This is a genomic window from Pseudomonas sp. DSP3-2-3, assembly GCF_049898225.1.
In the GTDB taxonomy this organism is placed as follows: domain Bacteria; phylum Pseudomonadota; class Gammaproteobacteria; order Pseudomonadales; family Pseudomonadaceae; genus Aquipseudomonas.
This window is the reverse complement of sequence record NZ_JAFCXH010000011.1, coordinates 185,234-195,988: the sequence shown is the minus strand read 5'-3', so window position 1 is coordinate 195,988 and position 10,755 is coordinate 185,234. Positions and strand designations below refer to the sequence as shown.

11 protein-coding genes and 2 pseudogenes are annotated in these 10,755 nt (G+C 57.2%); 8 read left to right on the top strand and 5 right to left on the bottom strand.

Going from position 1 to position 10,755, the window contains the following annotated elements; genetic code table 11:
• From ACP7E4_RS15235 to ACP7E4_RS15220, 4 genes and pseudogenes are all read right to left on the bottom strand, one after another.
• Nucleotides 1-221, bottom strand: a pseudogene (locus ACP7E4_RS15235) (hypothetical protein); the annotation flags it as partial.
• Nucleotides 222-1,163: 942 nt separating this feature from the next.
• A complete protein-coding gene (locus ACP7E4_RS15230) occupies nucleotides 1,164-1,604 on the bottom strand; it encodes a DMT family transporter (protein ID WP_426115669.1) in 441 nt (146 codons plus the stop codon).
• A 1-nt stretch (nucleotide 1,605) separates the two neighbouring features.
• The gene (locus ACP7E4_RS15225; protein ID WP_426115667.1) at nucleotides 1,606-2,547 is read right to left on the bottom strand and encodes an alpha/beta fold hydrolase; all 942 of its coding nucleotides are present in this window, start codon (nucleotides 2,545-2,547) and stop codon (nucleotides 1,606-1,608) included.
• 48 nt (nucleotides 2,548-2,595) lie between these two features.
• Nucleotides 2,596-3,207: a TetR/AcrR family transcriptional regulator gene (locus tag ACP7E4_RS15220; protein ID WP_426115665.1), complete on the bottom strand. Its 612-nt coding sequence runs from the start codon at nucleotides 3,205-3,207 to the stop codon at nucleotides 2,596-2,598.
• Between the two features lie 202 nt (nucleotides 3,208-3,409).
• Here ACP7E4_RS15220 and thpR point away from each other — a divergent pair, with 202 nt between their 5' ends.
• The 3 genes from thpR (at nucleotide 3,410) to tspO (ending at nucleotide 4,869) form a co-directional block, all read left to right on the top strand.
• Entirely contained in the window at nucleotides 3,410-3,958 is a 549-nt protein-coding gene (gene thpR, locus ACP7E4_RS15215) for an RNA 2',3'-cyclic phosphodiesterase (RefSeq protein WP_426115663.1), read from the top strand.
• 67 nt (nucleotides 3,959-4,025) lie between these two features.
• Complete coding sequence (locus ACP7E4_RS15210; RefSeq protein ID WP_426115661.1) at nucleotides 4,026-4,349, top strand: hypothetical protein; 324 nt, start codon at nucleotides 4,026-4,028, stop codon at nucleotides 4,347-4,349.
• 79 nt (nucleotides 4,350-4,428) lie between these two features.
• On the top strand, nucleotides 4,429-4,869 hold the full coding sequence (tspO, locus tag ACP7E4_RS15205; protein ID WP_426115659.1) for a tryptophan-rich sensory protein TspO: 441 nt from the start codon (nucleotides 4,429-4,431) through the stop codon (nucleotides 4,867-4,869).
• A gap of 43 nt (nucleotides 4,870-4,912) precedes the next feature.
• Here the strand turns inward: tspO and ACP7E4_RS15200 are convergent, their stop codons facing one another.
• Nucleotides 4,913-5,266, bottom strand: coding sequence for a hypothetical protein (locus tag ACP7E4_RS15200; RefSeq protein ID WP_426115657.1), 354 nt, complete (start codon nucleotides 5,264-5,266; stop codon nucleotides 4,913-4,915).
• 26 nt (nucleotides 5,267-5,292) lie between these two features.
• On the opposite strand from ACP7E4_RS15200, the gene ACP7E4_RS15195 reads away from it, so the two are divergent.
• The 5 genes and pseudogenes from ACP7E4_RS15195 to ACP7E4_RS15175 form a co-directional block, all read left to right on the top strand.
• A complete protein-coding gene (locus ACP7E4_RS15195) occupies nucleotides 5,293-6,165 on the top strand; it encodes a DMT family transporter (protein WP_426115655.1) in 873 nt (290 codons plus the stop codon).
• Nucleotides 6,166-6,418: 253 nt separating this feature from the next.
• Nucleotides 6,419-8,134, top strand: a complete 1,716-nt coding sequence (locus ACP7E4_RS15190; protein WP_426115653.1) for an ABC transporter substrate-binding protein — start codon at nucleotides 6,419-6,421, stop codon at nucleotides 8,132-8,134.
• Nucleotides 8,131-9,081, top strand: a complete 951-nt coding sequence (locus tag ACP7E4_RS15185) for an ABC transporter permease (protein ID WP_426115651.1) — start codon at nucleotides 8,131-8,133, stop codon at nucleotides 9,079-9,081. Before ACP7E4_RS15190 ends, ACP7E4_RS15185 begins: the two co-directional genes overlap by 4 nt.
• Nucleotides 9,081-9,986: an ABC transporter permease gene (locus ACP7E4_RS15180; protein ID WP_426115649.1), complete on the top strand. Its 906-nt coding sequence runs from the start codon at nucleotides 9,081-9,083 to the stop codon at nucleotides 9,984-9,986. Before ACP7E4_RS15185 ends, ACP7E4_RS15180 begins: the two co-directional genes overlap by 1 nt.
• A pseudogene (locus ACP7E4_RS15175) lies at nucleotides 9,983-10,750 on the top strand (ABC transporter ATP-binding protein); the annotation flags it as partial. The gene ACP7E4_RS15180 and the pseudogene ACP7E4_RS15175, both read left to right, overlap by 4 nt.
• Nucleotides 10,751-10,755 lie beyond the last annotated feature (5 nt).

Genomic DNA, 10,755 nt, shown 5'->3' with positions numbered 1-10,755 from the left:
GAGTGTTTGATTACCCACTTCAACTGATCATCGTTGAGCTCGGTAAAAAAAGGCGTGTGGCGAAGCAGGTGCAAATAAGTGATTGAGGCTTTCATTCTGCTGTCCTGATAGGCGGTTTCGGGATCGGATGGTGCTTGGGGTATGCAACCAATGACTGCGAGGCCCGCTATACCAAGTACAAGGAAGCGAATGAGTTGAGTCGTTATCAGCGCGCAGTTCATTGGAGGATCCTCACGGGATGGGTGGCTTAACGTGAGGCAATAGTGAATTGCTTAGCCGAAAAGATAATTAGGCGTGATACGACATTACTATTCAGCTTTGATCAACAATCGATAAGCGTGTCCAAGTGAAGCAGGCGAAAGTAACGCGACTAACGCGGAAGCTATCCAAGTCAATTAAACGTTAGCGGTGGGACGATTTTGCAGGGGCAAGTCCACTAGGAAACGTCGAACATCACGGAGCTGCTTTAAAATCTCGGTAGCATTGGGAACATCCACTCTTTGAAAAGGGTTCGTGCTTTTACACCAGCAATTCCAGGCACTGACGGAGGGCCAGAGCGGAGTTCGGCAATGTGTTTTTCCGTCCTTTAGCGGAATGAATAGCTGTATCGGGGCTGCAAGAACAGCAGGCAGGTAGTAGGTATCCATGATCCGCAGCCCATGGTTTTCGCCCCCAAACACGCCGAGCACGAGAAGTCGCGCTGGAGCATGGCCGGCCATTCGAAAAATTCCACTGGTACCCAGTTGGCAAGGATGTAGGCAACGTTCGCAACCAAGGGCCACAGCTGATCGAGCCTCTGTCACTGCCTTCGTATGCTGAAGACTGAGCTTCGGCGTCTTCAGCTTGAGTGACATCTCCATCTGCTGCCGTTGCTCGCCATCCCACCGCTGTAATTTGAGCGACTATCGTTTGCGCCGCCGATTGGCTAATGGCTTACCGACAATCACTGTAGCACCTTGCGCAGCTACTGTTTTCGCGATGGCAGCGCCAATGCCCTTAGCATGCTCCGGTAACGAGTGCTTTGGCTTTCAGACCCTTCATAGGCCCAACCTGTTAACAGTATGTTGAGGCCGCAAACGGCTCCAATGTGGTTAGCATTTACGACCGATTCTTCATCGATAGCATATTGATCCGCGACTTGGTGTCCAACCTTTCTTGAAAACCTAGACACTCATCAACACCGCCCCCGCGATAAGCAAGCTAGCCGCCGCCATTCGTTGAACGCTTAACGGTTGTACCGTCATTTCAAACCAGCCCAGACGATCCAGTGCCATGGCCGCAAAAACTTGCCCTGACATCACCAATGCAATCATGCTGGCAGCGCCGATCCGGGGAGCAACGGCTGTGGTCGCTGACAGCACCACGGCGCCACACAACCCGCCGATCCAAGCCCACCAAGGCAGGCCCGTCATCTGAGAGGGTCTTGGCCACGGCTTACCTGCCGCCAAAGCGATGCATGCAAGTACCGCTGCTACCACCAACGCGGACAGAGCTGCTGCCCACAGGGGGCCTCCTACTGAACGTGCCAAGCGGGCATTCACCACCGCCTGTAAAGGGAGCATCACTCCGGCGGCAACGGCGAGGAAAAAATAGAACAGGGGCACGCTATTTCCCTTCTGGCTTGAAAAAGCTTACCAACAAGTCGGCCACTCGATTGGCGGCCTCTTCTGGCAGGTAGTGGCCGGCGTTGAGAATCACTTCACCTCGTACATTTTTTGCCAAGGCCTGCAATGCTTTAACGATATGATCGCCAACCCCTCGCTCTGCTCCTAATGCCAGAACCGGAATTTCGAGCAGTTTCCCAGCGCGAAGGCGATTTGCGGCGATCCCTTCAGGTGACAAGGCTGACTGGTAGTACCCGGTCACTGCTCGCAGTGCGCCAGGCGCGGCAAGCTGGCGCGCATAGACAGCAATATCCTCGGCTGTAATAGTCCAAGGCTGCATTGCCTTGGCTCGAAACAGCCAAGTGAGAAACATCTCTTCGCGTCCGCTAATCAGCAGCTCGGGCAGGTCATCGAGTTGGTTGAACGCAAAATGCCAACTGCGTCGGTTAGCCTCATCGGCGGACAGATCAGTACGTGGCGCTGAAACTCCGGGAATCAAAGCGTCAAGCACCGCGACACGCCGGATATCCGAGGGCCAGTCGGCGGCCCACGCATAGGCGATCCACGTGCCCACGTCGTGCCCAGCCACATCGATTGGCCCCTTCTCGAACAGCCCGATAGTTTCTGCAAAACGGTGCAGTTCGGTGGCAACAGTAGCCAGATCATAGTCGCCTACAGGCGCGTCACTTTCCCCCATGCCACGGGGATCGACCGCAATGACTCGATAGCCGGCAGCCACCAATTGCGGCATCACGTAACGCCATGCATACCAGCTCTGTGGCCAGCCAGGAATCAGTAAAATAGGTGGGCCTTCACCTCCTTCGACGTAGTGAATATTGACATCGCCAACTCGCGCACTCGCATGGCGAAATTGCTGCCAGAAATCTGTTCTCTTCATGAAATCCGTACCGACATGCCCTGGTTGCTCTGATCGAACGCGCATAACTTTCTCCCGAAAATGGAATTGATCGTTTCCTAATTGGTTAAAATGCTATTCAAGCAATTTCATCAGCTCGCAAACCATTCCAAGCATCTGCTTAGTATCTGATCCCGTTTTGCCTACTACCCGCATACCCTGCTGAAGCGTCAGGAGCAGTTTTGCTAGATTGGAGGCGTTGAGCTGCTCGCGAATAGAGCCATCTAGCTGGCCCTCTTCGATCAGGCGACGGAGCTGGGCTTCTCGCCTGTTCTGCTGTGTAGCAATCAAACTTGCAATCTCGCTGTCGGCCTGCGAAAGCTCGACGGTAGTTTCGACAACTAAACATCCTGTACGGCCTGCAGCCTCGCAGCTAAGGCGAGCATAGTGAGTGAGCAGAGCCTCGATTTTGTCGCGCCCTGAACTCTCCCTCGCCAAGCAAGCGGCAATCGCCTTGGCGCGTAGCGCCATATAGCGATCAAGCGCAGCCAGAAATAGGCCTCGCTTGTCGCCCCAAGCCTTGTAGATGCTGCCCGATGTCAGGCCCAGGCACGCATTCAAATCGGAGATCGAGGTGCCGTGGAACCCATATTCACTAAAGCGCGTGATCGCCTTGTCCAACGCCGTGTCGGTGTCAAACTCACGGGGGCGACCTGGAGGGATGGACATGTCAGTTTTGATATTCATGGAGCTAGTATAGGAAACAATCGTTTCCAAATGAAGAGCTGGGAGCAAAAAAGAGGTTATTCACGCTCAAAGATCAAAAGACCAATGTTTTTCGCCGGCCTTGCGCAGGTGTACCAAGGCTTCGAACCTGATGAGCCCTACGGTTTCGTCATCATCACGGCTAACAGCGATCAGGGCATGGTAGATATGCGTTAAGGGAGGTATGACGTTGAGCATTGAACCGCAATCGAGACTTTTTTTTGCCTTAGGCTGCCCAGCTGAACTGAGAAAGACGATTTCCCGATGGCGGTCATCGCTTTCGCTGCGGATCGGTCGCCCAGTTCCTGCAGCTAACTTTCATCTCACGCTGCTGTTTCTGGGAACTGTTAATAAGGCTCAGATCGCAGAGATCTGTGCAGCCACATCGACGGTTAAGGTACCCGGAAAACGTCTGACTGTAGTCCTTGACCAGCTTGAGGTATGGCGCAAATCAAAAGTTTTAGTGCTTACACCGGAAGATGCTCCTCCGGAGCTGATGCGACTGTCGTATGCGCTAGAGCAGACCATGTCGTCGTTCGGGCAGGATCAGGAGCATAAAGAATTTCGACCTCATTTGACTCTGACACGAGACTATCAATCTCCAGTACCGGAAGCAGATAGTCAGCCAGAGTTCTTGCTCCGAGCCGACCGTTTCGCGCTCTACGAGTCCCATAAAGGCCAATACCGGGTATTAGCGGACTGGCCACTTGTCGAGCCTGATAAGGCTGGGTGAGAGTGGTATCGGGGTGCATACCATTGTTGAGGTAGGGAGAAGGAGTCATAGAAATGGATACTGATTTATGAATCCTACGACACCAGACGGTCGTTATTTTGTTGTCAACGGAAAGCTATGGCGCTGTTCCAATCCTGCGTTGGATAAACACGAACGGCAGCGACTGGTGAACGCCTTGATGGCTGCGCGGCGGGCAGTAAAGGCAGCCAAAGCATCAGGAGATCCAGACGAGCTTAAGACCGCCAGAGCAGCTGTCGACAGAGCAAAGGGGGGCCTGGGAGAGCGTGGCCCAGTTTGGTCGGAAGACGGTGCACCGGACTTCAACAGGCACAAGGTGGGTAATACACCATACGCTGAGTGGTACCAGGCACTGGACGCTGTTGATTCTTAAACGTGGAGGCGGACTTTTTTCATCGGGTAGGCATCCAATCCTGGAATAGCGACTGCCCCTTCGGATACCAGGACAACATATGACTTTCTACATTTTCCTTCTTGCATGCTGCGCTGCTGGAGCAACCGGCATCATCTTCCAGCCGGGGGCCTGGTACGAATCCCTTAACAAGCCGAGCTTCACTCCACCGAATTGGGCCTTTCCAGTGGCGTGGACGACGATCTATCTACTGCTGGCGTGGGCAGGATATCGCCTAACCGGACTACCAGGCAGCGAGACCGTGCTGGCGCTATGGGCAGCTCAAATTGCGCTCAATACGTTGTGGACACCCGTGTTTTTTGGAGCGAACCGAATCGGCGTGGCGATGGTGATTCTTGCTTTGCTCTGGATGATTGTGGCCGCCATGGTATTGCTGGCGTTGCAGCTGGATATCGTCACAGGACTTATTCTATTCCCCTACCTGCTGTGGCTTTCGGTCGCTGCTGCGTTGAACTTCTCTATCCTGCGCCACAATAAATGACGTAGCGGGAGCCAAAATCATCGGTGGCAACGAGAACTGCGTTCTACAGCCCTAGATCGGTGGCCAAATAGTCCTCACTAAATTCGTCTCCCAACTCCGGAAACTGCATCAATTGCCATTGAAGATGGCGGCTCAGATGCGCTCTGAGACGTGATCGGATATTAAGGTAGCCCGTGCCCCTGGGAGCGTTCACGTTGCCATAATACGCAGCCATGGCATCGCCAAGTACCTGTAATCCACGGGGGCTGACCTGCGATGCATACAGCCGTGTAGGTTCGTCTAAGCCTGGCTGTCGTTTAAAGCTGCGCAACGCTTCTTCAAGGATAAACTGCATGCGAGCCCCGAACACTTCGCATGCTTTTTGCCAGATGCGGCCTTCAATATCAATTCCAAGCAAACCTCACCTCCCGTGATAACACCGGCATGGCCCTCGGCCTGCTCGGCGTTATAATTTTCAGCCTGACCCTGCCCATGACCCGCATCGTGGTCGAGGAAATTCACCCTCTGCTGAACGGCCTCGGTCGCGCGTTGGTGGCCGCGATTCCAGCGGCGGCGCTGTTGCTGCTGAGGCGTGAACAGTGGCCAACCTTGAAGCAGTGCAAAGGTCTGTTCTTTGTGATCCTCGGGGTCATCGTGGGTTTTCCGGTTCTCTCGGCGTGGGCCATGCAAACGTTGCCCTCCTCCCACGGTGCACTGGTTAACGGCCTGCAGCCGCTGATCGTGGCGATGTACGCCGCCTGGTTGTCCCATGAACGCCCGTGCAGAGCATTCTGGGCCTGCGCCGCGCTGGGCAGTGCGTTGGTGTTGATCTACGCGTTGATTCAGGGTGCCGGCAGCATCAGCAGCGGCGACTTGCTGATGCTTGCTGCCATTGCCCTCGGTGGTCTGGGTTATGCCGAAGGCGGGCGACTGGCGCGGGAGATGGGCGGCTGGCAGGTGATCTGCTGGGCATTGGTGCTGGCATTCCCGGTCTTGCTGGGCCCCGTGTTGTACCTGGCATTCCAGCATCAGGGGCCAATCAGCACGCCAACATTATGGGCGTTCGGCTACGTCACCCCGTTCTCGCAATTCATCGGCTTTTTCGCCTGGTACGCCGGCCTGGCCATGGGCGGGATCGCCAGGGTTGGCCAGGTGCAGTTGCTGCAGATCTTCTTCACCATTGCCTTTTCCGCGCTGTGGTTCGGCGAGCACATAGAACCTGTCACCTGGCTATTTGCTGCTGGCGTGGTAGGCACCGTGATACTGGGACGCCGGACCACGGTGAAGCCACCGCAGGCGAGTACGCTAAGTGATTGAGCCAGGCCAACCAGACTAAAACCTGATCGGATCGCCAGGTATGGAGGGTTGGACGAGAGTCTGACCCTCAGCCGCGCTGCAAAGCAGCTACAAATTCATCCTGACGCATATTCATATAGCTGTTTCATTCAACAAACACATAATTAGCTTAGATCAAAAAAGCCTTTTACAGCTCTTAGTCATAAGATTACGGTCTGAGGAAACCTGCCGGGACATTCCCGCGTCAGCCCTCACTCCTGACTGATGACTGCCCATGAGCACACGTTCCCTGGCTTGCGTTTCTGACGTTACACCCACCCTGCCGACGCCGTCTGGCTCCCCGCCAAACAGCGCGCAGCGGATTTTTTTCGGTTCACCAAACCGCTGGCTCGCGATTCTGGCCATCTCGTCAAGCCTGATCGGCTGCTCACCTTCCGCCGAACAGAACACCAACAATGGAACGCTGAAAATCGCGTTTTTCCGGGATAACACCACGCTCGTCAGCCTCGATCCTTTCCAGGTTTACTGGCTGGAACATCGGGTCGTGTTGCGCAACATTGCTGAGTCCTTGACTGATCAGGACCCGCAAACCGGCAAGATTATTCCCTGGCTGGCGACAGGATGGGACATCAGCGCGGACGCCTTGCAGTACACCTTCCACCTGCGCAAGGACGTCACGTTCAGCAATGGCACGCGCTTCGACGCCCACGCGGTGAAGACCGCTTTTGATTCCGACAAGGCTTTCGCCGAGCAACTGCCTGCGACCTTCGGTGCAACTTACCTCGCGGGCTACGATCATGCCGAGGTCGTTGACGACTTCACGGTAAAACTCATTCTGGCGCGCCCGAATGCCGGTTTCCTGCAAGCTACCTCCACCACCAACCTGGCGATCCTCGCGCCGGAAAGCTACGCCAAAACTGCCAAGGAACGCTCACTTGGGGCAATTATCGGCACCGGGCCGTTCGTGCTTGAGCACTACACCCCGGAGTCTGGCCTGCGGCTCCTCAAGCGAACCGGTTACGCCTGGCCCTCAGCCAACGCGCGGAATCGGGGCGAAGCGCACCTGGACAAGGTTGACGTGACCTACATTCCCGAGGAAAGCGTGCGTAACGGCCAATTTGTGCAGGGCCAGCTCGACATACTCTGGCCTCGTGCACCTTTTTCCGAAGTGGATAGCAAACTGTTCGAGTCGAAAAAAGCCACAATCCAGAGCCGCTCACTGCCTGGCCCGGCCCTGAACTGGTTTCCGAATACCCGTGGTGACCGCCTCCTCGGCGACGCTGCAATACGCCAGGCGCTGCAAAAGGCCATTGACCGCAAGACCTATGCCTCGACCGTTTATAGCCAGCAATTCCCGGTAGTCAGCAGCCTTTACGACACAACCACTCCATTTTTCAAAAATCAGAGCGCCAAGCTCGTCTTCGATCCCGTCGGCGCGCGGCAACTGCTCAATGACGCTGGCTGGGTGCCGGGTGCTGACGGGTACCGAGTCAAGAACGGCAAGCGCCTCAAGCTAACCTACAACCTGCAGGTCGCAGAAACCGCCGGCGACGTTCTGATCCAGGATCAGCTGCGCCAGGTCGGCATTGATCTCAAGCTCAACGTTTTGACCACTGCTGACTGGGCAGCCGCTAACGCCGCCGGCAACTATGACCTGACCTCCACCTACATGACGCGCGCCGACCCGATCATTCTGCAAACCATCATTGATCCACGAACGGCCAACAGCTCCACTGTGGCGACCAACCTGTACACCCCGCAAACGTTGCCCAAGGCACAGGCGCTGTTTGACGCAGGAATGACGGCAACCTCCAGCGACCAGCGGGCCCAGGCCTACGGCGCGCTACAGGATCTGCTCATTGACGAGGCCTCGGCATTTCCGATCTATGAGCGGGTGTGGCAAGCCGCGACCAGCCAGCGGGTACACAACTTCCGCTGGACTGCCGAGGGCTTTGCGCTGCTCAACGACATTGAGCTCAAACAACCATGAGTCGCTATGTGATCGGCCGAATCGGTCAGGCTGTTCTGGTGTTATGGGGTGCCTATACGGTCGCCTATTTCATTCTGTACCTGCTTCCGGGCGACCCACTCTCGATCATGCTGAGCGCATCCGGCGTCGAGATCGATTCACTCTCGGCGGCAGATCTTGCCAAGGCTCGCGCCTATTACGGCCTCGACCAAAGCGTGCTTCAGCAATACGTCAGCCTGGTGCTGGGCGCGGTGCACGGCGACTTTGGCCAGTCGATCGCGCTGAACCGCCCGGTGGCCGAGCTACTCACCGAACGGCTGCCTCAAACGTTGGCGCTGGCAGGCGTGGCCATTGTGTTGTCGTTGACTGGCGGTATCGGGCTGGGATATCTGGCGGCCTATGTGCGCTGGCGCCCCCTGAAAAAGGCCTTGGCCCGGGTGCCTTCGCTGGGTTTTTCCGTACCGGTTTTCTGGATGGGCTTGCTGCTGATCCAGGTGTTCGCATTCAGCCTTGGCTGGCTGCCATCCACCGGCAATCAAGGTGTGTCCAGCCTTGTGTTGCCCGCGATCACCTTGGCTATCCCTAGCGCGGCGGTTTACGCCCAGGTGTTACTGCGAGGCTTTCAGGGTGTCCGTCATGAGCCTTACCTCGCGACCGCGTACGCAAAAGGCCTGAGCCGTGCGCAAGTGCAGCGGCGCCATGCCTTCAAGAACGCTGCTTTACCGCTGCTCACCTTGATTGGCTTACAGGTCGGTAACACCGTGTCCGGTGCTGTGCTGGTGGAGACCATCTTTGCGCGCAGCGGCATAGGCCGTCTGGCTCAGGAGGCCGTTCTGCGCCAGGACATCCCGGTGGTTCTGGCTATCGTCAGCGTGGCAGCAGCGGCATTCGTCGTGGTCAACCTCGTCGTGGACCTGCTCTACCCCCTTCTTGATCCACGCATCACTCATACGCCGAGGATTGCCTGATGGCTGCTACCACCGAGATGTTGCTTGAGACGTTCCCCGGACACCTCAGCCCGGCCCCGGTCTGGCGACCGCGAACCCGGTGGCAACGGGCTCGCATTGCCGTGGCGCCTTTGCTGCGCCGTCCCGGATTTCTGCTGGCCCTGGCAGTCGTCGGTTTTGCACTGCTCTCAGCACTCGTCCCGGGGCTACTGAGCCATGCGGATCCTTATGCGACTGCGCCCATTGCCAAACTGGTGTCGCCAGGCGCCGCTCACTGGTTCGGTACCGACGAGCTTGGCCGCGATTTGTACAGCCGCGTGGTTTATGGATCACGCCTGTCAGTCACGGCCGCACTGCTGGCAGTGGGTATTGCGTTAGTTGGCGGTCTAGGGCTGGGCATTCTGGCCGGCTTTGCCGGTGGGCGTCTGGACACGATACTCATGCGCCTGATTGACGTCATGCTCGCCCTGCCCGGCCTGCTCCTCGCGCTGGCCATCGTGACGGCAATCGGTTTCGGCACAGTGCCCGTCGCAATCGCCGTAGGCGTCGGCATAATCCCCGGCTTTGCGCGCACGACCCGGGCGGAAGTGCTGCGAATCAAAACCCTTCCTTATGTCGAAGCCGCTCGCCTCGGCGGCGCAAGCTGGACACGCACCTTGCTGCGCCATGTATTACCCAACGCATGGGGGCCGGTAGCGGTTCTGGCGACCCTGGATTTTGGCGCCGCGATTCTCGCCACGGCAGGCTTGAGTTTTCTCGGTTTTGGCGCGGCACCGCCTGCGGCTGAATGGGGAACGCTGATCGCCAACGGCCGCTCCTTCCTGATGACCGCTCCCTGGGTGCCTTTGCTGCCCGGCCTGTTTCTGGTGGCCGTGGTGTTCAGCGTCAACCATATCGCTCGTACGCTGGAGGAAAACCCACGATGAATTCCCCGCTGCCCCTCATTGAAGTCACCGATCTGCACGTGTCGTATCGCGCCAGCGGTCAGTCGATGTCTGCAGTCCGCGGCGTGTCGTTCACCGTGCAGCGTGGCGAAACCCTAGCAATTGTCGGCGAATCCGGATCGGGTAAATCCACGCTGGCCAATGCTCTGCTGGGCCTGCTGCCGGGAAATGCGAGCATCGATAAAGGCCAGTTACGCGTTGACGGCAAGGAGGTTACCCACGCCAGCGAGCGTGAGTGGCAAAGGCTGCGCGGCCGCACCGTAAGTCTCGTGCCCCAGGACCCGATGGTTGGGCTCAACCCCACGTTGCGCATCGGGCAGCAGATTGGCGAGGCGCTGATTCAGGCTCAGGGTCGACGTTACCTTACTGTTGACGCGGACATTATCGAGCTGCTGGAACGGGTCGGGCTTGACCAGCCATTGTTGCGCGCCCGCCAGTATCCCCACGAACTGTCCGGAGGTATGCGCCAGCGCGTGCTGATCGCCATCGCGTTGGCGGGCAATCCACGGCTTATCATTGCCGACGAACCCACCAGCGCGCTCGACGTGACGGTACAACGCAAAATCCTCGATCACTTGCAGAATCTGGTGGCCGAGCGAGACATATCACTGCTGATCATCACCCACGACCTGGCGGTGGCGGCAGATCGTGCTGACCGTCTGTTGGTGATGAAAGACGGTCAGCTTATCGAGCAAGGTCCTCCGGCGCAGGTCCTTGAGTTTCCTTCTCAACCGTATACCCGAGCGCTTAT

Excerpts from the sequence above, each read along its gene's own strand:
- ACP7E4_RS15220 (WP_426115665.1), bottom strand. The coding sequence starts at position 3,207 with ATGAATATCAAAACTGACATGTCCATCCCTCCAGGTCGCCCCCGTGAG.
- tspO (WP_426115659.1), top strand. The coding sequence starts at position 4,429 with ATGACTTTCTACATTTTCCTTCTTGCATGCTGCGCTGCTGGAGCAACC.
- ACP7E4_RS15210 (WP_426115661.1), top strand. The coding sequence starts at position 4,026 with ATGAATCCTACGACACCAGACGGTCGTTATTTTGTTGTCAACGGAAAG.
- ACP7E4_RS15185 (WP_426115651.1), top strand. The coding sequence starts at position 8,131 with ATGAGTCGCTATGTGATCGGCCGAATCGGTCAGGCTGTTCTGGTGTTA.
- thpR (WP_426115663.1), top strand. The coding sequence starts at position 3,410 with ATGACGTTGAGCATTGAACCGCAATCGAGACTTTTTTTTGCCTTAGGC.
- ACP7E4_RS15225 (WP_426115667.1), bottom strand. The coding sequence starts at position 2,547 with ATGCGCGTTCGATCAGAGCAACCAGGGCATGTCGGTACGGATTTCATG.
- ACP7E4_RS15180 (WP_426115649.1), top strand. The coding sequence starts at position 9,081 with ATGGCTGCTACCACCGAGATGTTGCTTGAGACGTTCCCCGGACACCTC.
- ACP7E4_RS15190 (WP_426115653.1), top strand. The coding sequence starts at position 6,419 with ATGAGCACACGTTCCCTGGCTTGCGTTTCTGACGTTACACCCACCCTG.
- ACP7E4_RS15195 (WP_426115655.1), top strand. The coding sequence starts at position 5,293 with ATGGCCCTCGGCCTGCTCGGCGTTATAATTTTCAGCCTGACCCTGCCC.